Genomic DNA, 26,384 nt, shown 5'->3' on the forward strand with positions numbered 1-26,384 from the left:
GCATCCGGCGGGGGTTTTTTTTTGTGGCTTCGCCAGGGCGATCAGGGCGACTTCAAGTAGGCTATGGTCTGCGTTACTTCGACGGAAGGCTTCAGAAGGGACGGCCGTCTGCTTACTTCGGTAGGCCAGCGGCCCGCCGCCCGGTAGCTGCTCTTCCCTCGGCAAGGCATCCTGCCTTGACTCGGGCGCGCGCCATCCATGGCGCGCTTGACGCAGCCACCGGCCGCCAGTCCGCTGCTGCGGACGTTGGCCGCGTGACTTCGGCGAAGATGCGTGGCCCGTCGATCAAAGTTGAATCGAAAACCGGGGTCAGAGTGCAATTTCGAGCCGCGAAATTGCACTCTGACCCCGGTTTTGCCATGGGCTGGATCGGTCCGCGACGCGCAGCAGGCGCGCGCCTGAGGTAGAGCACCGTGCGTGCTTTGCAGCCTCGCGCCGCTGCCGGGCATTGCTGAAGTCGTGAGGCAGTGCAGCACAAACGACCTTCGCTCGCCTATTCCGCCCTCGCAGTCGCCGAACATGAGATTGAAGGTCCGCAGCTTTGTTTGAAGGAACGGCGCTGGCCTTCCAGAAGACGAGTTGCAAACGCCCAGAGCAGCAGACTGGCGGCCGGTGGCCGCGTCAAGCGCGCCATGGATGGTGCGCGCCCGAGTCAGGACAGGATGTCCTGACCGAGGGGAGAGCGGCTTCCGGCCGCCAGGCTGTTGCCCGTCCGAAGCCAAACCCCATCGCAACGAATTGCAGCCACCACTCGCTCCCCCGAATTCACGCTCGAGATTCGAGCTGCGACTTCATTCGCGTCCTACAGTGCTACAAAGTAGGTTGCAGAAGAGGCTTGCGCAGGACTCGCTGGGCGGTCGTGAAGATGGGGCTTTCCGGGCGCTACCTGGATACGGCTGCAAGGCGCCCAGCTCGCTGGGCACGAAAGACGAGAGCAGAGGAGGTCTTGGGTCAGCGGCGGAGGCGGCGCAGTTGTGCCAGATCGTCGGCGATTGCGTTGCGGCAGCTCGCTTCCATGCTGCGATAGAGCGCCAGGACTTGGTCACCCAATGGCGTCAACGCCGCCCCGCCGCCGCCCTTGCCGCCGGTCAGCGTCGCCACCACCGGCGCGCCGAAGTAGAGGTTCATCTCCTCGACCAGCTGCCAGGCGCGCCGATAGCTCATCGCCATGCGGCGACCGGCCGCCGAGATCGATCCCGTCTCGCGAATGCTTACCAACAGATCCGCCTTGCCCGGCCCGAGCATGATGCTGTCGAGGCGGATCCGCAGCTGGAAATCGGAAGGCGTGCACATGCGTCCAGCTTAGTGGACGCCGTCACGCCCGAGAAGCGCGATACAGGCCGGCACGCCCTCGCCCTCACCGCCTGCAGACACCTCGATTGCGAGCGTGTCGCCATGGCCGTCAAGCCGACAGCACCCGCCAGCTCCACGTGGATGGCCAAGCCCGTCGATGCGATTCCGAACGGTGCGCTGTCCCGGCTTCGCGCCGAGGCGGCACAGTGCCGCGCGTGCCCGCTGTGGCGACCGGCCACCCAGACCGTGTTCGGCCGCGGGCCAGTGTCCGCCCGGCTGGTGCTGGTCGGCGAGCAACCCGGCGACCGCGAGGATCTCGCCGGGCAGCCCTTCGTCGGTCCCGCGGGGCAATTGCTGCGCGAGACCCTGGCGCAGGTCGGCATCGATACCGCGTCGGTCTACCTCACCAACGCCGTCAAGCATTTCAAGTTCGTACCGCGCGGCAAGCGTCGACTGCACCAGCGCGCCAATGCCAGCGAGCAGGCCGCCTGCCGTCCCTGGCTTGCAGGCGAGTTGGTGCGCATCGCGCCCGAGGTGGTGGTCGCGCTGGGGGCAATGGCCGCGCAGACCTTGTTCGGCAATGCCTTCCGCGTCTCGACCCAACGCGGCGCCTGGCAGACGCTGCCCAACGGCCGGCCCGCGCTCGCGACCTGGCATCCGTCCGCGCTGCTGCGCATCCGCGCGCCCGACCGGGTGCAGGCCGAACGCCAGTTCGCGCAGGACCTGGCCCGCGTCGCCGATCACCTGACGCGTTGACGCGCGATCGCGCGCGGCGCGGCGCCTGCGTCGGTTCGCCTCAGGCAGTGTGCGCCCGGCCTCGTGTATCGTCGGGGCCTCGTCCAGCGGGAGGCCAGACGCGCGCCGATGAGCATCTATGCACTGGAATCGGTGTTCCGCCCGGCGTCGGTCGCCGTCGTCGGCGCCAGCCCGCGACCGCGTTCGCTCGGGCGGCTGGTGCTGCAGCAGTTGCGCGACGGCGGGTTTGCCGGACCGATCGGGCTGGTCAATCCGCGTCATGCGCAGATCGACGGCGTGGAGGCGGTGACCTCGCTCGAGGCGCTGCCGTTTGCGCCCGAACTGGTGATCATCGCCGTGCCGCCGGCCGACGTCGCCGGCGTGGCCCGCGCCGCCGCCGATCGGGGCGCCAAGGCCGCGATCGTGCTCACGCGCGACATGGGCAGCGGGCCGGGCTCGCACAACGCGGCGCTGGCCGAGATCGCGCGCAGCCGTGGCCTGCGCATTGTCGGGCCGAACTGTCTGGGCGTCATCGCGCCGCATGCGCGGCTGTTCGCCAGCTTCGCCGCGCATGCGCCGGCACCGGGCGAACTGGCGCTGATCTCGCAGTCGGGCGCCGTGGCCGCCGGCATGATCGAGTGGGGCCGCTCGCGCGGAATCGGATTCTCGGCCGTGGCCTCGCTCGGCGACGGCTTGGATGTCGACTTTGCCGACCTGCTCGACTACTTCGCCACCGACCGCCACACCCGCGCGATCCTGCTCTACGTCGAGCGCGTACGCGATGCCCGCAAGTTCCTGTCGGCCGCGCGTGCCGCCGCACGCGCAAAGCCCGTGGTGGTGGTCAAGCCTGGCCGGCATGCGCGCAGCGCCGAGCCGCCGCAGACGCACACTGCCGCGCTGGCCAGCCCGGACGCGGTCTACGACGCGGCGTTCCGGCGCGCCGGCTTGCTGCGCGTGCATGCGCTCGACGAGCTGTTCGCCGCCGCGGCGACGCTGTCGCGGCTGCGGATGCCGCCCGGCAACCGTCTGGCGGTGATGACCAACGGCATCGGTGTGGGCATGCTCGCACTCGACCGCTTGGTCGATCTGGGCGGCGAGCGCGCCGCACTGTCGGATACCACGCTCGAGACGCTCGATGCCGCGTTGCCGCGTGGCTGGTCGCGCCGCAATGCGGTCGACATGCTCGGCGACGCCGACGGCCCGCGCTACGCCGCGACCCTCGCCGCGCTGCTGCAGGACCGGGACAACGACGCGATCCTGGTCATGAACGTGCCCACCGTGCTGTCCTCACCGCCCGAGGTCGCGCGCGCCGTCGTCGAGACGCTGCGCGCGCATCCGCGTGAGGCCGCGCGCAAGCCGGTGTTCGGCGTACTGGTGGGCGAGCATCCCGAGGCGCGGCGGATCCTGGCCGACGCCGGCGTGCATGCCTTCACCAGCGAGGCCGGCGCCGTGCGCGGGTTCATGTACCTGGTGCGGCACCAGCAGGCGCAGCGCGCGTTGATGGAGACGCCGCCGAGCCTCCCCGACGACTTCAACGTCGACGCCGCCGGTGCGCGCGCGCTCGTCGAGGCGGCGATCGCCGATGGCCAGCGCTGGCTCGATCCGCCGGCGATCGCCCGGCTGTTCGCCGCCTATGACATCCCGCTCGCCGAGGCGATCCCGGCGTCCGATGCCGACGCGGCGGCCGAGGCGGCGGCGACCCTGCTCGAGCGCGGCGGCGCGGTGGCGGTGAAGATCTGGTCGCGCGACATCCCGCACAAGTCCGACATCGACGGCGTGCGACTGAACCTGGCGAGCGTGGAGGCGGTGCGCGAAGCCGCGGACGAGCTGCTGCGCTGCGCGCGCGCCGCCCGCCCGCAGGCGCGGATCGAAGGCGTGACCGTGCATCCGATGGTCGTGCGGCCCAAGGCGCGCGAACTGATCGCCGGCATCGCCGACGATCCGACCTTCGGCCCGGTCGTGGTCTTCGGCCGTGGCGGCACCGCGGTCGAGATCATCGACGACAAGGCGCTGGCGTTGCCGCCGCTGGACTTGCGTCTGGCGCACGAGTTGATCGGACGCACGCGCGTGGCGCGCATCCTCAAGGCCTACCGCGATGTGCCGGCGGCCGACGAACGGGCGGTCGCGCTGCTGCTGGTGAAACTGGCGCAGATGGCCGCCGACATTCCCGAGATCCAGGAGGTCGACGTCAATCCGCTGCTCGCCGATCGCGATGGCGTGATTGCGGTCGATGCGCGGGTCGCAGTGGGTCCGGTGCAGCGGCTGCATCCCGGCCGAGGACACCCGCGTTTTGCGGTGTTCCCGTATCCGAAGGAGTGGGAGCGCACGATCGCGCTTGGCAATGGCAGCGATGTGTTCGTGCGCCCGGTGCGCCCGGAGGATGAGGCGATGTTCCTGCGCTTCTTCGAACGGGTCAGCACCGACGACCTGCGGCTGCGCTTCTTCAGCGCGGTGCGTCACTTCAGCCACGAATTCATCGCCAGGCTCACCCAGCTCGACTATGCGCGCTCGATCGCGCTGGCGGCGATCGACCCGGCCAGCGGCGAGATGCTCGGCGCGGTGCGCCTGCTGGCCGATGCCAACTACGACACCGGTGAGTACGGGATCATGGTGCGCTCCGATCTCAAGGGCGCGGGCCTGGGCTGGCGGCTGATGCGGATCATGATCGAGTACGCCCGCTGGCAGGGGCTGCGGATGGTCGAGGGGCAGGTGCTGCGGGAGAACACCACGATGCTGGCGATGTGCCGCCAACTGGGGTTTGCGATCACCGCAGACCCCGACGATGCGACCGTGGCGATCGTGCGCCTGCCGATCGTGGCCGAGCCGCCGCCGGCGATCTGAACGCCGGCCGTCGGCCTCGCGCCGGCGCCCGCCGCGCCGGCGATAATGGCGCGTGCGCAAGATCCTCCACATCGACATGGATGCGTTCTACGCGTCGGTGGAGCAGCGCGACGATCCGTCGCTGCGCGGGCGGCCGGTCGTCGTGGCCTGGCGCGGGGCTCGCTCGGTGGTCTGCGCGGCCTCCTACGAGGCCCGACCCTACGGCGTGCGCTCGGCGATGCCGGCGGTGACCGCCGAGCGGCTATGCCCGGATGCGGTGTTCGTGCCGCCGGATTTCCCGCGCTACAAGGCCGTCTCGCGGCAGGTCCGCGAGATCTTCCTGCAGCACACCGACCTGGTGCAGCCGCTGTCGCTCGACGAAGCCTATCTCGACGTGACCGCCCCCAAGATTGCCTCACCCAGCGCGACCGCGACCGCGCAGGCGATCCGTGCACAGATCCGCGAGGCGACCCAGCTGACGGCGTCGGCGGGCGTGGCGCCCAACAAGTTCCTGGCCAAGATCGCCTCGGACTGGCGCAAGCCTGACGGCCTGTTCGTGGTCAAGCCGGGTCAGGTCGAAGCCTTCCTGACGCCATTGAAGGTCGGCCTGATCCCGGGCGTGGGCAAGGTGATGGAGAAGAAACTCGCCGAGCTCGGCGTGACCACGGTCGGCGAACTGCGCGGGCTGTCGCTCGACGCGCTCGAGCGGCGTTTCGGCACCTTTGGCGCGCGGCTCTACCAGCGCGCGCGCGGCATCGATGAGCGTCCGGTCGAGCCGGACCAGCCGGTGCAGTCGATCTCCTCGGAGGACACGTTCGAGACCGACCTGCCGCTCGAAGCGCTGGCGCCGATGATCGAACGGCTGGCGGAGAAGACCTGGGCGGCCACGCGCAAGACCGCACGCGTGGGCCGGACCGTCGTGCTCAAGCTCAAGACCGCGCAGTTCCGCATCCTCACGCGCAGCTTCACGCCCGATGCGCCCCCGGCTTCCCAGGCCGAGCTCACGCGGATCGCGTTGGCATTGCGCGAACGCGTGGATCTGCCGGCCTCGACCCGCTACCGGCTCGTCGGTGTCGGCCTGGGTGGCTTTCGCGAGCCCGAAGACCTGCCGCAGCAGGCCGGCCTGTTCGGCGAGGCGGAGATCTAGCTGGTTGTCAGGCCGGCTGCCAGTCGAAGCTCAGCGTCTCGTCGCGTGCAAAGCGCTGCAGGTGGTTCTCGATGACCTGCTGATAGCGCGTGATCGCGTCGGCATCGGGCTGGGTGAGCACGATCCGCAGCGCATCGCCCTCGACGACGAAGTCCGCGCCCGCGGCGTCGCCGGCGAACGGGATGAAGGCGTGCGCGTCGTGGTCGCGGCGGATCTCGAACTTGTGCCGCCAGTGGTTGCACAACGTGCGCAGCAGGCGCGGGGCATCGTTGGACCGGGAGGTGGCGGTTGTGGTGATCGACATCGCAGGACTCCGGAGCAGGCAACAACGCCGCCGGGCGAGCATAGGCCCGCGAGGCGGCGTGTGCACGCGTATCGAGGCGAACGCAGCGTTGCAGGCCGCTCGTGGGCCGCGCGATGGCCCACACTAGGCAGCTTCCCCGCACGACGAGACGAGGCACAGGCGTGAACGATGCATCCGCGAAGGCGACAGGCTTTCCCTGGCCGGTGGCGCTGTTCGATCTCGACGGCACCCTGGTCGACAGTGCATCGGACATCGCCGCATCGGTGAATCGCTTGTTGGCCGAGCTCGGCCATGCCCAGGTCGACGAGGCCACCGTACGCAGCTGGATCGGCGATGGCGCGCGCCAGCTCATCACCAAGGCGTTGCGGCACGCCGGCGACGGACGCGATGTCGAGACGGTGATGCCGCGCTTCATGCAGCACTATCGCGACTGCCTGTTGCTCGATCCGCAGATCTATCCCGAGGTGCCCGAGACCCTGCAGGCGCTGCGCGCGGCCGGCGTGCGGATGGCGGTGTGCACCAACAAGCCTGCGCCGTTCGTCGGCCCGCTGCTGGAGGCGCTGGATCTGGCGCAGTACTTCGACGCGGTGCTCGGCGCCGGCGAGTTGCCCGAGCGCAAGCCACATCCGTTGCCGCTGCTGCATCTGGCCGCGCATTTCGGCGTCGACATCGGGCAGTGCCTGATGGTCGGCGATTCGTCGGCCGATGCCGGTGCGGCGATCGCCGCGGGGGCGCCGCTGGTGCTGGTGACCTACGGCTACCGGCGCGACTTCGACCTGCATGGCTGCGGCGCGCGCGCCGTCATCGACCGGTTCGGCCAGTTGCTGGCGCTCTGAGCGGACGCGCTTCAATGGACGCGCGCTGTCGGCGTCGCTGGCGCTACTGCGCCTGCAGCCAGGCCTCGGTCTGGGCCGGAGTGTGCAGCCGCACGACTGTCAGCTGCGGATAGGCCGCCTCGATACTGGGCATGCGTTCGGCCCATTTGTGCAGGGTCACGGCCTGCCAGCGCAGGAGGCTGACGTTTGGATCGCGCGACAGCAGCCGCCACGGCGGACGCTCGACGTTGCCATTCCACAGCCGCGTGCGCATCACGCTGCGCATCAGCGTGCGGCGCAGCAGCCGGCGACGCACCAGCGCCGCCGGGTAATCGAGCCAAAGCAACAGCTGCGCACGCGGCCCCAGGATGCGGTCGGTGCCATGGCTGATGTACTGGAACTCGGTGACCCAGCGTGGCTCGGCGGCGAAGGCGCGGACATCGTCGAGAAACGTCGGCCGCGGCGTCCAGTCGGGACCGTGATACAGGCCGTCGATCTCGATGTGGCGCAGACCCCAGCGTGTGGCCAGACGTCGGGCCAGCGTGGTCTTGCCGCTGCCGGTGACACCAGCGACGAGCACGCGCTGGGGAACGAACGGCAGCGGCGCGTGGGGGTCGTGCATGCGGGGATGCTATCGCGGCCGGCGTGGGGGACGCGCCGACGCGTTGCGCCCACGCAGGGCGCTTACGTCATCGGTGGTGCGTCTGCGAGCGCCGCGAACCACGCCGCGTACGGCGAATTGCCGACCAGGTGCCGGTTGTAGTCGGGTGCGCCATCGGTCCACCACACCGGGCCGCGTTCGCCCAGACCGCGTTTGGCGGCATCCACCTGTTGGCGTGCGTGGGCGAGCGCCTTCGCATCGTCCGCCGCAAGCGCCGCCTTGACCGCGCGGCGCGCGTCCATCAGCGCTGACACCAGCCGCTGGCGCGCGGGCTCGTCCAGGTGCGGATTGGTGCTGCGCCACAGGCGCCCGCGCACCACCAGATAACGGCCGTCGGGGGTCTTCAGCGGCGGCGCTGCGCGGGTCATGCGGTCTGCGGCCGGCAGATCATCGCGGTGTTCGCGCCATGGCGGTCGCGCAATGCACACGATCGCATGACATCTGTTTCACGCAATGCCAAGACCAGGTTGGCGAGCATCCAGGGTCCCGGCTGCGTGCAGGCGCGGCCGCCCAACAGGAGGTCTCGATGTCCACATCCCCCTTCGCCCGGTCGCGCGTGCGTAGTGCGGCTCAGGCCACCGTCCTGGGCCTGATGTCCGGCATGCTGCTCGCGGCTTGCGCGCCCACTGATGATGCGCCAACGGCCGCGCAGCCCGAAGCGCCCACGCCGGCACCGGCGCAGGCGCCTGCCACCGACGCGGCCGCGCCCAGTGCAGCGGGCGGCACCGAGGGCGGCGACGGCTCGCAGATCGAGCTCGGCACCTTGAGCGAACGCGACATCGCCGACGCGGCGTTGGCCGGCGAGCTCGCATGCAGCTTCGCGCAAGACGGCCAGGCGCCATTGTTGTTTGCCAAGGGCGTGGTCGGCGCCGCCGAGCCCGCGCAGGGCGTGGTGAAGGTGGGCGACGTCGTGGAGATGGTGCGCGCGCCCGGTGGCTTCGACGGCATGCTCAAGAACCCCACATTCACAGGACGCGGCACGACGATCCATATCGTCGAAACCGGCACGGCGCCCAGTGGCGGCGAGTCGCCTCCGCGCCCGGCGACCTTGACCTACCAGCGCGGCGATGGCGCGAGCCGCAGCTTCGAGGGGATGTGGCAATGCGGGCCATGAGCGGCGACGCGGCCTGATCCAGTTTCCGGTCATTCCATTCAATCTGCTGCGCAGCATCTGCGCGGCCGCACTGGTGGCGGGACCCTCCCGCCACCAGTGCGCGATCACGGTGCGACGTGGCCTTCGATCGAATCGTCGAGCGTCTTGCCGATCGCGGCGCCGAGCGCCATCTTCGTCGCCGCGACGAAGTCGCCGTGCTTGTTGTCCCAGTAATAGCCCGCCTGCGGCTGCACCCGGATCACGGTGATCCTGGGGTCGTCCTTGCCCTCGGTGAACCAGGTTTTCATGATCGGGCTCCACAAGGCCTCGATCCGGTCGCGGTCCCGGCTCACCGTGGCCTGGCCGTCGAGCACCAGGAAACCGGAGTGCTTGGACGCCTGCAGATACAGCCGCACGTTCGGGTCGGCCTGGATCTCGGCGTTCTTGTGGCTGTCGGCAGCGCTGAGGAACCACAGCACGCCATCGTCGTCGGCCTGTTCGATCGACATCGGACGGGTGCCGCCGGTGTCGCTGTTCGACAGCGGCGTGGTGCAGAAGAAGCAGGCGCCGGCATCCTTGGACATGTCGCGGATGCGGGCGGTCGCCGCCGTAGCCGCCAGATCCTGGCGGTTGTCCTCGGGCTGGTTGCGGTTGATCGAATCCATGGGGCGTCTCCATCGGTTGGGGCACGCCGAGGCGCGAAGGGGGTGCGCCTCGGTCGATGCGACAGCGTGGAAGTGCGCCGGTGATCCGGGTGTGACTCCGGCGACCCCATCGCCTCCACGCCGGGCCCGGCGATGGGCGGCTTGCATCCTGGCACCCGGCCTGCGACCGTGCCCCGGATGACGAGATCGCACGCCCTGTCGCCCATCGGCCGCGTCTTTGCGGTGGTGGCCTTGATCGAAGCGTTCACCTGGGCCGGCCTGCTGATTGGCATGGCCCTCAAGTACGGCACCGGCACCACGACCCTGGGGGTGTGGTGGTTCGGGCGCCTGCACGGCGCGGCGTTCCTCGCCTATCTCGCCGTCGCACTCGTCGCGGCGCTGCGCCTGCGCTGGCCCTGGTGGGCCTGGCTGCTCGCGATCCTGGCTGCAGTGCCGCCGCTGGCGACCCTACCGCTGGAGCGGTGGTACCGGCGCCGGGGCCTGCTCGCCGCGCCCCCTGCGCGCGCATAGCCCCCGAAAAGGTGTCGCAATCAGCGCTCGCGTCCCAACTGCCGGGCCATCTCTCGCGTCAGTCGGCGCCGTGCCATGTAGCCCTGCAGTTGGCGGGCCTTGATCGTGGTGGGGCGCAGCTCGGTGCTGCCGTCGGGCCCGGTCTCGACGCGATAGCGCCGCGACGCCCCGCACAGTTCGGCGTGGCTGGCGGTGATCGTGACCACGGTGATCTCCAGGCACTGCACCGGCATGTCGGCCCGGATATGCGGGTTCGCCGCGCAGGCGCGCTCGAGCATCGTACCGAATCGCCCGATGTCCTTTTCTTCGCCGCTGCCCAGCGGGCCGACATTGGTCGCGCTGCGTGCGTCCTCGGCCTCGATCACGCTCGGGTCCTGCCAGCGTTCGGTGCGCTCGGGGATGACCGCACGCACGCTGTGGCCGTCGGGGCCGGTGAGCTCGAGCATGATGTCGAGCAGATAGACCGGCTCCAGGCCCAGATTGGTCACAAAGCAATGCGCGTGCATGCCGCGACCGGCACCCGAGGTGATCAGGATCGACGGGCGGTGCTGCCGCCGGTAGCTCGACAGGAACACATTGAGATAGACGATCCAGATCAGCGCGGTCAGACCGCTCATGCCCGCGGCGATCAGCGGGGCGTAGTCGAGCAGCGTTTGCAGCACGGCAAGCTCCTTCGGGCCATGGCGACAGGGGAGGGGCCGGCGACTGTGACTGCGCCGGTGTCGGCCCGGTGCCAAGGCCGCGCCCCGCACCGTGTCGTTCCTGCACGGCAGGCCGACGACCCGCGGTGTGGCGCGGGCGGTACACTCCCGATCCCCTGAACGCGAGGAGCGCGTCATGCATCGATTCCGTCTGTCCGCCGTCTGTTTCCTGGTGCTCGCCACGCTGGCGCTGGCGGCGTGTTCGTCCGCCAAGCCCGAAGCGACGGTCCAGGCGTTCTATGAGGCGGCGGCCAAGGGCGATGTCGAGAAGGCCACCGCGCAGGTGTCGTTCGCCGACGTGCCCGCCAACGGCATGGTGCAGGCCAAGGGCAAGGTGCAGATGATCGTCGGTGAGATGCAGTCGCGGATCGATGCCAACGACGGCCTCGACAAGGTCGAGGTGATCGAGTCGAGCATCGACGACGAGGGTGAAACCGCGCGCGTGCAGGTCCGGGTGGTCTTCGACAACGGCAAGGACCTGACCGAGACGCACCACATGGTCCGCGACGACGGCAAGTGGAAGATCCGTCTGCGCTGAGGACGAGACGATGCGGCGCTGGTGGTGCGCGCTGCTGGCGTTGTGCGCGGCCAGCGTCTGTCTGGCCGGCAGTCCGACGCTGCCGGCCGAGGCGCAGGCTGGCGATCTGATATTCCGGCGCGGGACCGAATCGGTCAGCGCGATGGTGCTGGCGATCGACGGCGGGCCATTCAGCCACGTCGGCATGCTGGTCGGGCGTCCTGGCGCCTGGCAGGTCGTGCATGCGACGCCCTCCGAAGTGCCTGGGCGCGCCGACGGCGTGGTCGTCGATGCCCTGAGCTTCTTCCTCGACCCGGTGCGCAGCCGCGGCTATGCGGTCTATCGCGTCGATGCCCCCGATGCCCTGCGCGCCGCTGCGGTCGGCGAGGCGCTGGGCCAGCGCGGCACCCGCTTCCGCATGGCCGATCCGGCCGGAACCTACTGCACCCGGCTGGTCTGGGAAGCCTGGCGCCGCGCCGGCGTCGATCTGGAGGTGCGTTTCACCCGGCTCGCCCTGCCGCTGATGCAGGGCGACTATCTGCTGCCGACGCCGCTGAGCCGTTCGCCCCGCTTGCGGCGTCTGGCGTTGCCGCAGGATGCCGAGGGCTGAACGCGGCCCCATCGCGGGCTGTGACCGGCGGCTCATTCGCCGGCCTCGCAGGCCACTAGGCTGGCGCCGGGGGATCCTTCCGACGGACTGGAGACAAGCACGATGAGCAGACGTGGACGCGTGATCGCGGCGATGGTGTCGCTGGTGCTGGGGATCGTGGTGGTGGGCAGCGCCGCCGCGCGCTGGCCGATCCTCGGCGTGGAGTGGGCGGAATGGACGCGTTACGACGCGGCCGGCAACGCGGTCGGTGGCGGCCGGATCGAATGCGACGGCTCGGTCCAGACCTGGGGCGATGCCGGCGGGGCGCACGGCTTCACGCTCTATCCTTGCCCCTGAGGGCTGCGGCGGGCGGACCCGGTCCGCCCGCCGTCATTCGCGTGCCGTGCCGTCGCGGTGACGGCGAGGCAAGCGCAATGCTCTAGTAGACCTGCCGCGCGTCCGGCGGGGGCGGGTTCCACTGATACAACCAAGTCTCGCTCAGCGCAGCGCCGGTGCTTGGATCGCGCAGGAACAGGCGCAGGTCCAACTGTTCGGTGCCCGGCCCCGGCGGGACGATGTCGAACATCACCCGATAGCCTTCGACCGCGTGCAGCGGACGGGCCGAGACCGTTTCCAACTGGCCGGCGGTGGTCTGCAGCACCGGCTCGACCGTGGCATTGCGCCCGGCCAGCGCCGCGAGCGCGCCGCCGGCGAAGTCGACCGCGAAGCGCTGCGACCAGGCCTTGCGCGCGAAGCCGATGCGGCCGCCCAGACCTGTGCGCGTAGCGATGCAGGTCGCCAACGGCGGACGCGCGGGCATCGCCTCGCCCCAGAACAGCCGGTAGCCGAACAGCAGCTCGCGACCGGGCTCGATCGGCTGCGCCGGATGCCAGAACGCGACCACGTTGTCGAAGGTCTCATCGACAGTCGGGATCTCGACCAGTTGCACCTCGCCGCGTCCCCAGCCCGCACGTGGCTCCACCCACAGCGAGGGCCGGCGCTCGTAGAAGACGCCGTCGTCCTGGTAGTGGTCGAAGTTGCGATCGCGCTGCAGCAGGCCAAAGCCGCGCGGGTTGTCGTCGGCGAAGGCGTTGAAGCGCAGCGCGCGCGGATTGCCCAGCGGGCGCCACAGCCATTCGCCGCTGCCGGTGTGCAGGGCGAGGCCGTCGCTGTCGTGGATCTCCGGGCGCCAGTCCCAGGCCATGCGGCGGTCGTTCTCGCCGGTCTGGTACATGCTGGTTGCCGGCGCGATGCCCAGGCGCTCGATCGCGGTGCGCGGGTACAGTGCGCAGTCGACCTCCATCACCAGCGGCTCGCCCGGGGTGATTGCGAACCGGTAGGCGCCGGCGACCGAAGGCGAATCGAGCAGGGCGTAGACGACCACGGTGTCGCTGTCGGGCGCCGGGCGCTCGAGCCAGAAGTCGGTGAAGTCGGGAAACTCTTCCGGCCGCGGCAGGCCCGTATCCACGGCCAGGCCACGCGCCGACAGGCCGTACTGACCGCTCGCGCCGACCGCGCGGAAGTAGCTTGCGCCCAGGAACGCGGCGAAGTCGCGCTTGGGATCGCTGCGCCGATTGAGCCGGAAGCCGGCGAAGCCCAGATCGGTCGGCAACGTGGCGCCATCCAAGCCCGAAGCGCCGTAGTCGAACATCGCCGGGTCGTAGGCGATCTCGCGCGCCCGGCCGTCGGTCAGCGCGTGCATGCGGACCGGCCGCTTGAAGAACAGGCCCAGGTGGAAGAACTGGGCCAAGTAGCGGGTGTCGTCCTCGTGCCACAGCGCATGGTCCTGGCGGAACTGCAGTGCCTGGTAGGCGTCCCAGTCGAGCGCCGCGACCGCCTGGGGCAGTGCGGCCGGCCGCGCGGTGTAGGCCTGGCCGGCCAACGCGCGGGCGCGCCCCTTGAGCGCGGCGAAGTCGAACGGGGCCGGTGCGCCCATGCGCAGGGCGGCCAAAACCGAGGTCGGCAGAGCGGCCGCGCACAGGGCCGCCAGGCCGCCGTGCAGGAACGAACGTCGTTGCATGCGGGCGAGGTCCGGGGGTGGAGCGCGCATCCTATCCAACCCATAGCAACGTGCCGTTAGCGAGCCGCGGGCCTGCACGGCCACTGCACATCCACGCCCCTAGGCTGGCGCACCGTCGAAACGAGTTCCCCCGCATGCACGTCCGAGCAGGCTGCGAACTCGCGATCGAGACCGATGTCGCCGCCCCCGTCATCGCGATGCTGCGGCCCAGGACCGGCCGCGCGCGCTGGCACGTCAACGACCGCGCAGGCTTCGATCCGGCCTTGGGCTTCGACGAGTATCTCGACGGCTTCGGCAATCGCTGCCAGCGTTTCACGCTGCCGCCTGGACTGACCCGCATCCGTTTGCAGACGCGCGCGGTCGCCGCGCCCGATCCCGATGCGATGCCCGAGGCGCCGGCGGTCGCGCCGGCCGACCTGCCGGCCTCGACACTGCAGTTCCTGCTGCCCAGCCGCTACTGTCCGTCCGATCGCGCGGCCATGTACGCGCGCGCGTTGGAGATCGTCGGCGACGCCGCGCCCGGCCATGCCCAGGTCGAGGCGATCCGGCGCTGGATCCACACGCATCTGGCCTATCGCTATGGCGTCAGCGACGCCAGCACCGATGCCCAGGACACGCTGGCGCAAGGCGCGGGTGTCTGCCGCGACTTTGCGCATGTCGGCATGACCTTGTGCCGGGCGCTCGACATTCCGGCGCGGATGGTCGTGGGCTGGCTGCACGACCTCAAGCCGATGGACATGCACGCCTGGTTCGAGGCCTACGTGGGCGACGCCTGGCATACCTTCGATGCCACCCAGGCGGCACCGCGCGGCGGCCGGGTGGTAATCGCGCACGGACGCGACGCCGCCGACGTCGCCTTTCTCACCAGCTACCGGCCGCTGCGCACGGTGTCGATCCAGGTCTGGACCGAACTCGACGCAGTGGCCTGAGCCCACTGGAACCCCGTCCATGCAGTTGTTCAAGTGCGACCGTTGCGAGCAGGTGCTGTACTTCGAGAACACCGCGTGCCTGCGCTGCGGCGCGCGGCTGGGGTTCGTACCCGAGCAGGTGACGCTGGGCGCGCTGATCCCCGACGGCGCGGCCTGGCGGCTGCAGGCCGCGCCGTCGGGACCGCGCTACCGATTCTGCGCCAACGCCTCGCATTCGGCCTGCAACTGGCTGCTGCCTGCCGACGATGCCGACAACTACTGCCGTGCCTGTCGCCACAATCGCACCATCCCGGACCTGTCCGATGACGACCGGCTGCAGGCTTGGCGGCGGATCGAGGTCGCCAAGCGCCGGCTGTTCTACAGCCTGCTGCGCTTGCGCCTGCCCACACCGACCGTCGGCAGCGGCGATCCCGAGCCGCTGTCGTTCGATTTCCTGGCCGACCCGCCAGACGGGCCGCGGGTGATGACCGGGCACGACAATGGCCACATCACCATCGCGCTGTCGGAGGCCGACGACGCCCGCCGGGAGGCGGCGCGGGTCTCGATGGGCGAGCTCTATCGCACGCTGCTGGGACATTTCCGTCACGAGATCGGCCACTACTACTGGGACCGGCTGGTGCGCGACGCCGGGCAGGCCGAGCTCGCCCGCTGCCGCGCGCTGTTCGGCGATGATCGGCAGGACTACGGCCAGGCGCTGCAGCGCTACTACGCGAACGGTGCACCCGCGAACTGGCAGGACAGCCATGTCAGCTGCTACGCGACGATGCACCCCTGGGAGGACTGGGCCGAGACCTGGGCGCACTACCTGCACATCGTCGACACGCTGGAGATGGCCGCCGCGTTCGGCATCCGCATCGCGCCCGACATTGCCGAGAGTGCGACGATGGAGACCGAGATCACCTTCGACCCGCATTACGTGGCCGACCTGCAGCGGCTGATCGACGCCTGGTTGCCGCTGACCTATGCAGTCAACAGCCTCAATCGCGCCATGGGCCAGCCCGACCTGTACCCGTTCGCGATCGCGCCGCCGGTGCTGGAGAAGATGGCATACATCCACGGCCTGATCCGGCGCGCGGGGGCGCGCGCCGGCGTCGCTCAGCCGTAGTAGGCCAGGAACATGTCGACCGCCGATTCGGCCACGCGCGTGCGTTGCGCCGCCGACAGCGGCGGCTGGCCCATCGACAACTGCGGCCACAGCGCGAAGCTCTTGACCAGGCCCTGCAGCTGCATCGACGCGAATGCCGGGTCGTCCGTCCGCAGCCGGCCGTCGGCGGCCGCGGCCCGGATCCAGACCGACACCCCTTCCTCGCGATCGCCCAGGCGGGAGAGCAGGTCGCGCGCCAGCGCAGGCGAGTGGATGCCCGCGGCAATGGCCACGCGTGCCAGGTCCACGAACTCTGGGTCGTGGAGCAGCCGCAGCTTCTGGCGCACCAGCTCGAGCAGCTGTGGGCGCAGCGGGCGATCGGCGCGGTAGGCGAGGTCCGGCCCGCAGACGCCGCGCTCGAGCATCGACTCGAGAATGCGCAGGAACAGCGCGTCCTTGCCGGGAAAATGGTTGTAGACGGTGCGTTTGGAGACGCCGGCGCGACTGGCGATGCGGTCCATGCTGGTCGCCTCGTAGCCGGCGGCGCGGAACTCGGCCACCGCCGCCTCCAGGATCGCCGCGTGCTTGCGATCGGTGAGCCGGGCGAGGGGCGGGTCGCGGTCCATCACGCAATTCTACACCGAAGGGTTTACATTCAGTCTGCGATAACTACACTGCACCGTGTAGTTCCTGGGGAATCCTGCAATGCCCGCCGCCCCGACGTCTTTGCCTGCACGCCCCGCGCGTCGTCGACGGCGCACCGCTGGCATCGCCCTCTCCGTCCTTGGAGCCTGCATCGTGAGCGCCTGCCTGCTGTCGTACTTCCGGACCACGCGTCCCATCGCCGACTACGCGACATCGCCGCAGGCGGAGGCCGGCCGCTTCCGCAATCCGCTGCCGCGACCGCCGATCGGGGCGGCCAAGACCGTTCGGTTGATGTGGGAGATGCTGTTCGAGAAGCCGGCCACCACCGTGCCGGCCCATGCGCCTGCGGTCTCGTCGCTGACTCCGGCTGACCTCGAGGCCGCGCCCGACCGCAGCGCCTGGCGGCTGGGCCACTCGACCGTGCTGCTCAAGCTCCGCGGCGGCTTCTGGCTGACCGACCCGGTGTTCTCCGAGCGTGCCTCGCCGGTGCAATGGATGGGGCCCAAACGCTTCCACGCCCCACCGATCGCGCTCGATGCGCTGCCGCCGCTGCGCGGCGTGCTGCTGTCGCACGATCACTACGACCATCTAGACCGCGACACCGTGCGCGCATTGGCCGACCGTGCGGCGGTGTTCCTGACGCCCCTGGGCGTGGGCGACCGTCTGATCGCGTGGGGCGTGCCGGCAGCCAAGGTGCAGCAGTTCGACTGGTGGCAGGGCACCACGATCGGCGATCTGCGCTTCACCGCCACGCCGGCCCAGCACTTCTCCGGTCGCGGGCCGTTCGACAGCGACCGCACGTTGTGGGCCTCATGGGTGATCGAGGACCGCGCGGCCGACGGCGACCCCGGCCTGCGGCTGTTCTTCAGCGGCGACACCGGCTACTTCGACGGATTCGCGCAGATCGGCCAGCGTTTCGGACCGTTCGACGTGGCGATGGTCGAAACCGGCGCCTACGACCGGCGCTGGGCCTTCGTGCACATGCAGCCCGAGCAGACGGTGCAGGCGCATCTCGACCTGGGCGCGCGCGTGCTGCTGCCGGTGCACAACGGCACCTTCGACCTGGCAATGCACGACTGGGACGAGCCGTTCGAGCGTGTGGTGGCGATCGCCGCCGAGCGCGGGGTCACGCTGGCGACGCCGCGCATGGGCGAGCGCGTGGACCTGAGCGCGCCGCAGGCCACGACCGCCTGGTGGCGCGATTAGCGAAGCCGCCGCGCGCCCGCGCCGGTATACGACCATCGCACAGCGGCCACTTAGCGTCGCGTCGCGAGCACGCCGTCGAGCGCGGGGGCCGCGCGAAAGCCTGCCGCTTCGAGCCGGCGCGTGACCTCGCGCGGCACATCGCGTCCGCTGGTGAGGCGATTCGGGCTGCCGGTGTAGTGAAACAGCCGGCCACCACGGCGCAGCACGCGGGCCAGCTGATCGTAGAACGTCCGCGCGTACAGCTCGCCGGCGATCCCGAAGCGAGGTGGGTCGTGCAGGATGGCATCCACCGACGCATCGGCAAGGTCGGCGATGGCCGTCACGACATCGGCATGGACCAGCGACAGGCGCCCCTGCCATGGCGCGGCATCGGGATCGGGCGACCACGGATTGCAGGTGCGCAGCCATAGCACGTCGGCGTTCTTCTCGAACGAATGCACATGCGCCGCGCCCGCGTCCAGGCAGCACGCGGCGAAGTAACCCAGGCCACCGCAGGTGTCGAGCACGCGCGCCCCTTGCGGGGCGACCAGGGCGACCTTGCGGCGGGCATCGTCCAGTGGCGATGCCTGCGCGGTGGGCAGCATCTTGATGCCGTCGATCTCGAACGTCGGTGGCCCCCACGGCGTGGGCACGAGCTTGATCAAGGCACGGCCATAGCGCGAGATCGCGACCCAGGCATCGCCGTCGTAGCGGTACACGGTGCGCTCGCGCAGCGGTCCGGGCCAAGGGTAGTCCGCGCCCTGCCACGTCCAGTGCGTCGCGTGCAGCGTCGCGGTGCCGGTGCTGCGGTCCAGGTCCAGCGAACCGGTCCACGTTGCCATGCCGGCCTCGCGCGCCGCAGTGAGTGCATTGGCGGTGTCGCGAGTCAACAAGGGGCCGGCGAGGTGAGCCACGAGAAGAATCGAAAGAACGGGCAGGCATCGTAGCCGACACCACGCACGGATGGGGTTCACCGCAGCTTGCAATCGGTGTGCGTTCGTGCCCGCGCTCGCAGGTTCCTCATTCGCGTAAACCCGACTTGAATGCGAACTGCGCAATTGCGTCGAATCGGCGTGAACGTTTGCACGCGCTTCAGGCAAACAAGTCTCTACTGCGCCCCGCGGGGCCACCCCCAACCCCGTATGTCCACGGATACGCGCGCTGCGTGTCCAAGAAAAAAGGAAATGCCCCCCAATGAAAACTGTCCTGATCTCCGCCGCAATCGCTGCCGCCCTGTGTGCCCCGTCCGCATTCGCCCAGAGCATGGGGGGCGACACCTATCGCCCCGACCTGCAGGTCGGCCAGGGCAATGCCTTTATCGCCGGTAACGTCGGTCGTACGGACGGTGGCACGGCCGGTCGTTTCGGTACCGGCGATTTCAACGTGTTCGAGAGCCGCGACGGCCGCAAGACCGGTTACGGCCTGGTCGGTGGCTATCGCTGGAAGCTGGCGCAGAACTTCGGCCTGGGCGTGGAAGGCGGCTATACCGACCTGGGCAACCTGGTGGTCAAGAACGCGTTCCGCGACGACAGCGTCAACCAGCGCGAAGACACCAATGCACTGCGCGGCTGGATCGCCGGTGGTAACGCGCGTCTGAACATCACCCCGGAGTGGTATGTGGGTGCGCGTGGCGGCTTCTTCCGCGCCTCGGACAACAACTCGCGCTACTACAACGACGTCGGTCAGGATCTGGGTCTGGAAAGCGGCGGCCGCGATGGTCGCAACAGCTGGTATGCCGGTGTCGGCACGGGCTGGAACGCCACCGAGAACTTCAGCGTCGGTCTGCACTACGACTACTTCCGCGCCAAGTCCGGCGACTTGCGCGATCCGGTCACCGGTGTGAAGTTCGAAGGTCCCAAGCGCTCGACCGCGCTGCTGGGTCTGACGGCCGAATACGCGTTCTAAGGTCGGATAGCGGACCGGGCGTTGCCCGGTCCGCATCGATGGGTGTGACACATGGGCGCCCTTGGGCGCCCATGTGCGTTGCGGCGCTTGCGTGCGTCGTGCGCGCGACTCAGCGCGCCAGGTGCAGCGATGATGCGGTACGCGTGGTCGGCGATGTCGACAGCGCGGGGTCGAGCCTGTCAGCGAGACCGTCCTGATAGCTGCCGTCGGCGTTGCGGATCCGCAGACGCGCGTTCGGGCCGATGAGATCGCGCAACGTCGAGCCTTCGGTGGCGCTCTGGCGGCTGAGGAACGAGGCCACCAGGCGCCCCGAGCCATCCTGCCGCAGCACCCACAGGCGCAGGCTCATGTCGTACTCCAGAGTGAAACTGTTGTTCATCGATTGCGTCCTCGAACAGGCGTCCGTGCGCGCGAGCGCAGGGAGGTAGGGGGATGCAGGCGATTGTGCGAATGCACACATCGGCGATGCGTGAACCATGCAGCGATCCGTCTGCAAGGCCTGCAGCCTGGGGGCGCAGACCGCACGTGCAGACGTCAGGCTGTCCTGCGGCGTGACGCGCGTTCAGCGCGTCGACGTGCGACCACGGCGATGGTGGTCGGCGATCAAGCCGGCGAGTGCATCGTCGTCGGCATAGAAGTACGCCACCGGCAGGTCGAGCACCTCGGCCATGCGGCGAAAGGTCTGCAGATCGGGTTGGTGCACGCCGGTCTCGTAGCGGTTGACCCGGGTGCTGGCGACGAAATCGTCGAGCCCGGCCTCGATCCCCAGCGTGCGCTGCGAGAGGCCCACCGCGGTGCGCGCCTCGCGCAACCGACGGCTGAAGACAGGCAGGGGTTCCTTGGCAGCCACGCTTGTCGTGCATCCCGGACTTCGGCGTCGGGAAGCTTCCGAAACGTCGCTTGACTCCGATACTACGTTAAACGTAGTTTGGGCGTGACTGCTCGCATGTCGCTGCGCCCACGCGCGGCATGCGGGCACGGCGCGCCGCTTGCCGGCGGCGATCTCAAGGAGAGCGACCATGGACGAAGCCCGCCATCCCGCGCGTCGCGGAACGCGCCTCGACGACATCGCGCGCTGCGCATCCACCCAGGGGCCGTTGCGACAGCTTCTCGATCTCGTCGCAGGCACGCCCGACGCGGTCCTTGCCGACGCCCGCGTGGCCACGCTCGATGCAGGCCGCATGCAGATGCTGGGCCAACTCGCCTTGCGTGAGGCGGAGATCTGCGTGGCGCAGTCGCGCGCGCTGCTGCATCTGCTCGAACTGGCGATGGCGCGGACTGCGCCCGCACCGCGTCAGATCGCGGAGGTCACGCAACACGCGGCGCGGCTGATCACCGATGCCGAGATCTGGCGCGAACTTGCGGGCAATGCTGCCTTCTACAACGAGCATCCGCAGATCGCGCGTCGGCTGGCGAGCGACCTCGCCGAAACGCAGGGCGTTCCGGTCGGGGCCTGATCGCAGCCGCCGGTGCGGCCATGCGTCACAGCGTGCGGATGGTCTCGCCGCTGGCGCTCGACAGTGCCTCGCTGGCACGGTCGCGCTCGGCGGCATCGAATGCGTGGACCACGACCGCCGCACGGCCTTCGGCCAATGCCTCGCGCACCTTGAACAGGTAGGGATCATGGTCGGGGCGCAAGGTCACCAGGCCACCGACCATCAACCCGAACACGCCGCCGTAGCCGATGATCAGGCCGCCGGCGAACCATGGCGAATTGATCACCGCCGGCACACTGGCCGCATACAGCACGCCGAACAGGACTGCGCCGATCGCCAGGCCCGCCAGGCCCAGCTTGTAGTGCGCGATGATCAAGGTGCGCAGAATGCCGCGGTTCTCGGGCTCGAGCTTGCGGCCTGGCTGGCGGTCGTGGCGGGTGACCACCTTGACCTGTGAGGCCTTGAAACCGCGTTCGGCCTGCAGTTGCTGGGCGACGCGCCGGGCGGTGTGCTCGCTGTCGAAGATTGCGGCGACCTTGCTGTCGGATACCTCGCCGGTCACCGGAGACATCGTACTCATGGGACGGACTCCGAGAGGGAAGACATCCGCAGGCTAGGAGCGCGCCGATCAAAGCGCCGTGACTTGCATGCAGGGCGATGACGCGATCTGCACGCCCGCACGTGATGTGCAACTGGCGCCGCGGCTTCACGTCCGCGTCGGGTGCGCCTGCGCAGCATGGCGTCCTCTTCCTCGATGTCGAGTCTCGCCATGACCAGTGCGCCGTCTTCATCCCGTGTACGTCTCCATGTTGAGGACTCGGGCGGTCACGGTCGCCCGGTCGTGCTGATCCATGGCTGGCCGTTGTCGGCCGCCTCGTGGCAGGCGCAGGTCGGTCCGCTGCAGGCGGCGGGCTATCGCGTGATCGCCTACGATCGTCGCGGCTTTGGGCGCTCCGAAAAACCGGACGACGGCTACACCTACGACACCCTCGCCGACGACCTGGCCGGCGTGCTCGAGGATCTGGATCTGCGCGAGGTCACGCTCGTCGGCTTCTCGATGGGCGGCGGCGAAGTGGCCCGCTACCTCGCCCGCCATGGCGAGGCGCGCATCCACAGTGCCGTGTTCGCGGCCGCGGTGCCGCCGTATCTGCTCAAGACCGAGGACAACCCCGAGGGCCCGCTGCCCCAGGAGCAGGCCGACGATATGCGGGCCGGTCTGGAACGCGATCGCGACGCGTTCTTCGACGAGTTCACAACCCAGTTTTTCAGTGTCGACGGCACGCTCAAGGTCGATGAGGCGCAGCGCCAGGAAGCGATCGCGCTGGCGCGTCAATCCGACCAGACCGCGGCGCTGGGATGCATGGAGGCGTTTGCGACGACCGATTTCCGCAGCGACCTGAAGGCGATCACCGTGCCGGTGCTCGTGTTGCACGGCGATGGCGATGCGACCGTGCCGTTCGAAGGCTCCGGCCAGCGGACCCACGCGGCGATCCCGGACAGTGCGCTGGTCGTAGTGCCCGACGCGCCGCACGGTCTCAACGTCAGTCACGCCGACGCCTTCAACCGCGTGCTGCTGGATTTCCTTGCGCGCTGACAGTGTCCACGCGACGCGAGCCTCGTTTCGATCGCCAGGAGCCCAGATGTCCATCCCCCGTCCAGCGGCGTTCCAACGCTACGACCCAGCGCTCGCGCAGCCCGGGCCCGACGAAGCGGCGCTGGCCGCCGAACTCGACGAGGTCTTGCTGTCGATCTCGCGCAAGACCTGGGAAGACGAAGGCCAGGGCCTGCGCGCGGTGCATGCCAAGAGCCACGGCTTGCTGTCTGCCGTCGTCGAGGTGCCGGCGGGGTTGTCGCCCGAACTGGCACAGGGCCTGTTCGCGCGTCCGGGACGCCACCCTGCCGTGATGCGGCTGTCGACCACGCCCGGCGACCTGCTCGCCGACCGCGTCTCCACGCCACGCGGCATCGCGCTTCGGATCTGCGACGTGCCCGGCGCCCGTCTCGACGGCAGCGATGGCCCGGGCGCGCAGGACTTCATCCTGGTCAACGGCCCGCAGTTCAACGCCCCCAATGGACGCGCCTTCCTGCGCAGCCTCAAGCTGCTGGCCAAGACCACCGACCGCATGGACCGCACCAAGAAGCTCATCTCGGCGATCCTGCGCGGCACCGAGCGCGGCCTGGAGGCGATGGGTGGAGAGAGCGCCACGCTCAAGGCGATGGGCGGCGAGCCACCGCATCACATCCTCGGCGAGTCGTTCTTCACCCAACTGCCGCTGCGCCACGGCGATCACATCGCCAAGCTGCAGTTGGTTCCAGTCTCGACCTCGCTGCGCGCACTCACCGATACCCGTCTCGACCTGTCGGACGACGACGCCTTGCGCGAGGCTGTGATCGCGTTCTTCGCCGCACAGGGCGGCGAATGGGAACTGCGCGCGCAGCTGTGCACCTCGCTCAAGGAGATGCCGGTCGACGATGCCACTGCGCGCTGGGACGAGGCGCGCAGCCCGTTCCGCACCGTGGCCCGCGTCATCGCACCGCCGCAGCCGGCGTGGACGCCCGAGCGCAGCGCGGCCATCGACACCGGGGTGGGCTTCAGTCCGTGGCACGGGCTGGAAGCCCATCGCCCGCTGGGCGAGTTGATGCGCCTGCGGCGCTCGGCCTACGCCGCCTCGCAGGCTTTCCGCGCCCGCAAGAATGGCGTCACCCTGCATCCCGGTTGCCCGTTCGTGGCGGCACGCGCGGCTGACCGCTGACGCAAAGCGTCAATCGGTCTGGGCGGGGATGCGCTCGAGTTCCGGATACAGCGCCAGCAGTGCGAGCGTGACGCCGTTCGACCAGCCAAAGCCGTCCTGCAGCGGGTACTCGCCGCCGCCCCCGCCCTGCAGCGCGCCGTCGGCGTCGTACTTTTCCACCAGTTTGCGCTCGCGGTCGAACACCGTCTGCACATTGCCGATGAAGCCGCGCGCGATGTCGTGTGCGAGCGCGTGCTCGCCATACCGGCGCAAGCCGTCGACCGCGATCCATTGCAGCGGTGCCCAGACATTGGGCGCATCCCACTGCTGGCCGGTGTCGACTGCGGTGGTGACCAGGCCGCCCGGGCGCAGCAATTGCCGCCGCACCGCCTCGGCGGTCCGGCGTGCGCGCTCGGGCGAGGCGATGCCGGCATGCAGCGGAAACAGCGCCGCCGCGGTCAGTTGCGCACGCGGCTGCTTCGCGCGCAGATCGTAGTCGGCGTAGTAGCCGTCGGCATGCCACAGATGCCTCGCGATCGCCTCGGCGCGCGCGTCGGCCATCGTCGAATAGCGCTGCGCACAGTCCGCGTCCCGCACTTGTTCGCAGGCTTTGGCGATCGTCGACTCCAGGTGATGCAGCAGACTGTTGAGATCCACCGGCACGACCGTCGTGGTGCGGATCGTGTCCAGCCGCATCGGATCGTCGAGCCAGCGGCTGGAGTAGTCCCAGCCGCTCTCGGCGCCGGCGCGCAGGTCGCGCCAGACCTCGGCGGCAGGTCGTGACGTGGCCGCGGCCGCGGTTTGGCGGTCCTGCTCGAACGATTCGGGCCGCGGCACCTCGCGGTCGTCCCAGTAACGATTGAGCAGGCGCCCATCGGCCAGGCGCACGACACGCCGCGCCGTCTCGCCAGGCGCGAGCCGCTCGGCGCCGTCCATCCAGTACGCATGCTCGCGGCGCAGTTGCGGCAGGTAGCGCACCGCCAACGCAGGATCGTCGCGTGCCTCGAGCGCGACCATGTGCGAGAAGAACGGCGGCTGCGAACGACTGAGGTAATAGCTGCGGTTGCCATTGGGCACATGGCCCCAGTCGTCGATCAACTGGGCGAAGTTGTCGAGCATGGCCCGCGACGCCGTGCTCTGGCCGCTCTCGACCAGACCACGCATCGTGAAGTACGAGTCCCAATAGTAGATCTCGCGGAAGCGCCCGCCCGGCACCACATAGGCATGCGGCAGCGGCAGCAGACTGTCGTGTGGCACAGGCGCGGGGCGCGGCCGGGTGAGCAGCGGCCACAGCGCATCGATATGCGCGCGCAGCGTCGGCTGCCAGTCGACCGGCGTGCCGGGCGGCGGTGCGGGCAGCACGAAGTGGGTGTCCACGAACGTGCGCAGGTCGAAGCCCGGGCGGGCGCGGGCGGCGATGAGGGCCGCCTCGATCTGCGCCGGGTCGCGCCGCGGCACCGCGTCGGCGAAGGTCTTCTGGTCCTCGAACAGCCAGGCGGCCTGCACCGCGGCGAAGGTCTTCGGCCAGCCGACATCCGGCGTGACCGGTGCGGGATGGGCGCCCGGGGACTGCGCAGGCTCCGCAGCCGTCATGGGGCCGATGGACGTGCAGGCGGCCAGCAATGCGGACAGCAGACAGGCGGCGGTGCGAGTTGCAAGAGGAACGCGCGACATGGCGGTCTTCCGCGACAGGGACTGCGGGCAGTGTCGCATCGCCATCGCGCTCAGGTCTTCTCGCCGACCCAGACCTGCATCTCGACCGTCCGCAGCCAGCCGTAGTTGGTCAGGAAAGCGACATCGGCCGCGTCGCGGCCATACGCAACCACGATGCGGCCGCCACGCGGCGCGTCCTGGGTGGCGTCGAAGGTGTACCAGCGTCCGTCCAGGTAGGCCTCGAACCAGGCATGCAGATCCATCGGTTCAAGCCCATGCAGATAGCCCACGACCATGCGTGCCGGAATCCGCAGGCTGCGGCACAGCATGATCCCGACATGGGCGAAGTCCCGGCACACCCCCGCGCCGTGCGCCATGGTGTCGAGCGCATCGGTGCAGGCATCGCTGACGCCGTAGCGATAGACGATGTGGCGGCGGATCCACGCCACGATCGCGCCGACAGGTCCGGCGCCCGGCGGTGCGGCATCGACAATGGCCTGGGCCTGCTCGAACGCGCGGTCGGAGGGGCAATAGCGGCTGGGCAGCAGGTACTGCAGGGTCGCATCGGCCAGCAGCGAGGCCGGCGTGGGCAGCGCCCAGGGCGCGACGGCAAGCGTGCGCTCGGTCTCGACTTCGAGCTCGGTCCGCAGCCGCATCCGGCCCCGGGGAACGATCAGGCGCTGGCACAGGTTGCCGAACGGATCGACGTGCTCGGTCGGCCGGACATCCGGCTCGAAGGTGTAGCTTTCGCTGACCAGCCACTGGGCATCACCGCTGCGCGGCCGCAGCATCGCGACCACCGCGCAGTCGTCTTCGGCCTCGACCACGATCTCGCAACCGGCCAGCAGACGCATGCGCGGCATCCCGTCTTCAAAGCGCCACGCTAGCCCGGCAGGCGTGCAGCGCGCGTGGCGGCGTCCCGGCCATGCCAGCGCCGCCACGCAA

The 26,384-nt window shown here is 69.7% G+C and carries 30 protein-coding genes; 16 read left to right on the top strand and 14 right to left on the bottom strand.

Annotated elements, in window-relative coordinates:
- Positions 1–951 precede the first annotated feature (951 nt).
- A complete protein-coding gene (locus WAF18_RS15635) occupies positions 952–1,293 on the bottom strand; it encodes a LysR family transcriptional regulator (RefSeq protein ID WP_337245922.1) in 342 nt (113 codons plus the stop codon).
- A 141-nt stretch (positions 1,294–1,434) separates the two neighbouring features.
- On the opposite strand from WAF18_RS15635, the gene WAF18_RS15640 reads away from it, so the two are divergent.
- The 3 genes from WAF18_RS15640 to dinB all read left to right on the top strand — a co-directional run bounded on the left by WAF18_RS15640 (position 1,435) and on the right by dinB (position 5,995).
- Complete coding sequence (locus WAF18_RS15640) at positions 1,435–2,049, top strand: UdgX family uracil-DNA binding protein (protein WP_337245923.1); 615 nt, start codon at positions 1,435–1,437, stop codon at positions 2,047–2,049.
- A gap of 108 nt (positions 2,050–2,157) precedes the next feature.
- On the top strand, positions 2,158–4,869 hold the full coding sequence (locus WAF18_RS15645) for a bifunctional acetate--CoA ligase family protein/GNAT family N-acetyltransferase (RefSeq protein WP_337245924.1): 2,712 nt from the start codon (positions 2,158–2,160) through the stop codon (positions 4,867–4,869).
- Between the two features lie 52 nt (positions 4,870–4,921).
- Positions 4,922–5,995, top strand: a complete 1,074-nt coding sequence (gene dinB / locus WAF18_RS15650; protein WP_337245925.1) for a DNA polymerase IV — start codon at positions 4,922–4,924, stop codon at positions 5,993–5,995.
- Between the two features lie 7 nt (positions 5,996–6,002).
- Here the strand turns inward: dinB and WAF18_RS15655 are convergent, their stop codons facing one another.
- Positions 6,003–6,299 (bottom strand): DUF2218 domain-containing protein, encoded by a 297-nt coding sequence (locus tag WAF18_RS15655; protein WP_337245926.1) that lies wholly within the window; start codon positions 6,297–6,299, stop codon positions 6,003–6,005.
- Positions 6,300–6,460: 161 nt separating this feature from the next.
- On the opposite strand from WAF18_RS15655, the gene gph reads away from it, so the two are divergent.
- Entirely contained in the window at positions 6,461–7,135 is a 675-nt protein-coding gene (gph, locus tag WAF18_RS15660) for a phosphoglycolate phosphatase (RefSeq protein WP_337245927.1), read from the top strand.
- 43 nt (positions 7,136–7,178) lie between these two features.
- Here gph and WAF18_RS15665 read toward each other — a convergent pair whose 3' ends face one another.
- Both WAF18_RS15665 and WAF18_RS15670 read right to left on the bottom strand, forming a co-directional pair.
- Positions 7,179–7,736 carry a hypothetical protein gene (locus tag WAF18_RS15665; RefSeq protein ID WP_337245928.1) on the bottom strand — a complete coding sequence of 186 codons (558 nt, stop codon included), beginning with the start codon at positions 7,734–7,736 and terminating at the stop codon, positions 7,179–7,181.
- 62 nt (positions 7,737–7,798) lie between these two features.
- Complete coding sequence (locus WAF18_RS15670; RefSeq protein ID WP_337245929.1) at positions 7,799–8,143, bottom strand: hypothetical protein; 345 nt, start codon at positions 8,141–8,143, stop codon at positions 7,799–7,801.
- Between the two features lie 158 nt (positions 8,144–8,301).
- Here WAF18_RS15670 and WAF18_RS15675 point away from each other — a divergent pair, with 158 nt between their 5' ends.
- Positions 8,302–8,889, top strand: a complete 588-nt coding sequence (locus WAF18_RS15675; RefSeq protein WP_337245930.1) for a hypothetical protein — start codon at positions 8,302–8,304, stop codon at positions 8,887–8,889.
- A 104-nt stretch (positions 8,890–8,993) separates the two neighbouring features.
- On the opposite strand, the gene WAF18_RS15680 is transcribed toward WAF18_RS15675, so the two are convergent.
- Entirely contained in the window at positions 8,994–9,533 is a 540-nt protein-coding gene (locus WAF18_RS15680) for a pyridoxamine 5'-phosphate oxidase family protein (protein ID WP_337245931.1), read from the bottom strand.
- Positions 9,534–9,710: 177 nt separating this feature from the next.
- Here WAF18_RS15680 and WAF18_RS15685 point away from each other — a divergent pair, with 177 nt between their 5' ends.
- Positions 9,711–10,043: a DUF3817 domain-containing protein gene (locus WAF18_RS15685; RefSeq protein WP_337245932.1), complete on the top strand. Its 333-nt coding sequence runs from the start codon at positions 9,711–9,713 to the stop codon at positions 10,041–10,043.
- A 20-nt stretch (positions 10,044–10,063) separates the two neighbouring features.
- Here the strand turns inward: WAF18_RS15685 and WAF18_RS15690 are convergent, their stop codons facing one another.
- Entirely contained in the window at positions 10,064–10,705 is a 642-nt protein-coding gene (locus tag WAF18_RS15690) for a hypothetical protein (protein ID WP_337245933.1), read from the bottom strand.
- Between the two features lie 175 nt (positions 10,706–10,880).
- Here WAF18_RS15690 and WAF18_RS15695 point away from each other — a divergent pair, with 175 nt between their 5' ends.
- The 3 genes from WAF18_RS15695 (at position 10,881) to WAF18_RS15705 (ending at position 12,207) form a co-directional block, all read left to right on the top strand.
- Positions 10,881–11,282 (top strand): DUF4878 domain-containing protein, encoded by a 402-nt coding sequence (locus WAF18_RS15695; protein WP_337245934.1) that lies wholly within the window; start codon positions 10,881–10,883, stop codon positions 11,280–11,282.
- Between the two features lie 10 nt (positions 11,283–11,292).
- The gene (locus WAF18_RS15700; RefSeq protein ID WP_337245935.1) at positions 11,293–11,871 is read left to right on the top strand and encodes a YiiX/YebB-like N1pC/P60 family cysteine hydrolase; all 579 of its coding nucleotides are present in this window, start codon (positions 11,293–11,295) and stop codon (positions 11,869–11,871) included.
- A gap of 102 nt (positions 11,872–11,973) precedes the next feature.
- Positions 11,974–12,207 carry a DUF6289 family protein gene (locus tag WAF18_RS15705; protein WP_337245936.1) on the top strand — a complete coding sequence of 78 codons (234 nt, stop codon included), beginning with the start codon at positions 11,974–11,976 and terminating at the stop codon, positions 12,205–12,207.
- A gap of 82 nt (positions 12,208–12,289) precedes the next feature.
- Here WAF18_RS15705 and WAF18_RS15710 read toward each other — a convergent pair whose 3' ends face one another.
- Complete coding sequence (locus tag WAF18_RS15710) at positions 12,290–13,870, bottom strand: glucan biosynthesis protein D (protein WP_337245937.1); 1,581 nt, start codon at positions 13,868–13,870, stop codon at positions 12,290–12,292.
- 134 nt (positions 13,871–14,004) lie between these two features.
- On the opposite strand from WAF18_RS15710, the gene WAF18_RS15715 reads away from it, so the two are divergent.
- Both WAF18_RS15715 and WAF18_RS15720 read left to right on the top strand, forming a co-directional pair.
- Positions 14,005–14,799: a transglutaminase family protein gene (locus WAF18_RS15715; RefSeq protein WP_337245938.1), complete on the top strand. Its 795-nt coding sequence runs from the start codon at positions 14,005–14,007 to the stop codon at positions 14,797–14,799.
- A gap of 19 nt (positions 14,800–14,818) precedes the next feature.
- A complete protein-coding gene (locus WAF18_RS15720) occupies positions 14,819–15,904 on the top strand; it encodes a putative zinc-binding peptidase (protein ID WP_337245939.1) in 1,086 nt (361 codons plus the stop codon).
- Here WAF18_RS15720 and WAF18_RS15725 read toward each other — a convergent pair.
- On the bottom strand, positions 15,895–16,509 hold the full coding sequence (locus tag WAF18_RS15725) for a TetR/AcrR family transcriptional regulator (RefSeq protein WP_337245940.1): 615 nt from the start codon (positions 16,507–16,509) through the stop codon (positions 15,895–15,897). The two genes, WAF18_RS15720 and WAF18_RS15725, sit on opposite strands and share 10 nt — an antisense overlap.
- Positions 16,510–16,681: 172 nt before the next feature.
- Between WAF18_RS15725 and WAF18_RS15730 the strand changes: the two genes are divergently transcribed.
- Positions 16,682–17,734: an MBL fold metallo-hydrolase gene (locus WAF18_RS15730; RefSeq protein ID WP_337245941.1), complete on the top strand. Its 1,053-nt coding sequence runs from the start codon at positions 16,682–16,684 to the stop codon at positions 17,732–17,734.
- Positions 17,735–17,784: 50 nt separating this feature from the next.
- Here WAF18_RS15730 and WAF18_RS15735 read toward each other — a convergent pair whose 3' ends face one another.
- A complete protein-coding gene (locus WAF18_RS15735) occupies positions 17,785–18,627 on the bottom strand; it encodes an SAM-dependent methyltransferase (protein WP_337245942.1) in 843 nt (280 codons plus the stop codon).
- Positions 18,628–18,907: 280 nt separating this feature from the next.
- Between WAF18_RS15735 and WAF18_RS15740 the strand changes: the two genes are divergently transcribed.
- Positions 18,908–19,618, top strand: coding sequence for an outer membrane beta-barrel protein (locus tag WAF18_RS15740; RefSeq protein WP_337245943.1), 711 nt, complete (start codon positions 18,908–18,910; stop codon positions 19,616–19,618).
- Between the two features lie 109 nt (positions 19,619–19,727).
- Here WAF18_RS15740 and WAF18_RS15745 read toward each other — a convergent pair whose 3' ends face one another.
- Together WAF18_RS15745 and WAF18_RS15750 are read right to left on the bottom strand one after the other, a co-directional pair.
- On the bottom strand, positions 19,728–19,997 hold the full coding sequence (locus tag WAF18_RS15745; protein ID WP_337245944.1) for a hypothetical protein: 270 nt from the start codon (positions 19,995–19,997) through the stop codon (positions 19,728–19,730).
- A 183-nt stretch (positions 19,998–20,180) separates the two neighbouring features.
- Positions 20,181–20,468, bottom strand: coding sequence for a helix-turn-helix transcriptional regulator (locus tag WAF18_RS15750; protein ID WP_337245945.1), 288 nt, complete (start codon positions 20,466–20,468; stop codon positions 20,181–20,183).
- Between the two features lie 169 nt (positions 20,469–20,637).
- Between WAF18_RS15750 and WAF18_RS15755 the strand changes: the two genes are divergently transcribed.
- A complete protein-coding gene (locus WAF18_RS15755; RefSeq protein WP_337245946.1) occupies positions 20,638–21,075 on the top strand; it encodes a hypothetical protein in 438 nt (145 codons plus the stop codon).
- A gap of 25 nt (positions 21,076–21,100) precedes the next feature.
- Here WAF18_RS15755 and WAF18_RS15760 read toward each other — a convergent pair whose 3' ends face one another.
- Positions 21,101–21,634 carry a hypothetical protein gene (locus WAF18_RS15760; protein WP_337245947.1) on the bottom strand — a complete coding sequence of 178 codons (534 nt, stop codon included), beginning with the start codon at positions 21,632–21,634 and terminating at the stop codon, positions 21,101–21,103.
- Between the two features lie 189 nt (positions 21,635–21,823).
- On the opposite strand from WAF18_RS15760, the gene WAF18_RS15765 reads away from it, so the two are divergent.
- Entirely contained in the window at positions 21,824–22,648 is an 825-nt protein-coding gene (locus WAF18_RS15765; protein WP_337245948.1) for an alpha/beta hydrolase, read from the top strand.
- A gap of 46 nt (positions 22,649–22,694) precedes the next feature.
- Positions 22,695–23,807, top strand: coding sequence for a catalase family protein (locus WAF18_RS15770; protein ID WP_337245949.1), 1,113 nt, complete (start codon positions 22,695–22,697; stop codon positions 23,805–23,807).
- 9 nt (positions 23,808–23,816) lie between these two features.
- On the opposite strand, the gene treA is transcribed toward WAF18_RS15770, so the two are convergent.
- Together treA and WAF18_RS15780 are read right to left on the bottom strand one after the other, a co-directional pair.
- A complete protein-coding gene (gene treA / locus WAF18_RS15775) occupies positions 23,817–25,460 on the bottom strand; it encodes an alpha,alpha-trehalase TreA (RefSeq protein ID WP_337245950.1) in 1,644 nt (547 codons plus the stop codon).
- 50 nt (positions 25,461–25,510) lie between these two features.
- A complete protein-coding gene (locus WAF18_RS15780; RefSeq protein WP_337245951.1) occupies positions 25,511–26,302 on the bottom strand; it encodes a transglutaminase family protein in 792 nt (263 codons plus the stop codon).
- Between the last annotated feature and the right edge of the window lie 82 nt (positions 26,303–26,384).

Source organism: Luteimonas sp. gir (assembly GCF_037198055.1).
In the GTDB taxonomy this organism is placed as follows: Bacteria; Pseudomonadota; Gammaproteobacteria; order Xanthomonadales; family Xanthomonadaceae; genus Luteimonas; species Luteimonas citri_A.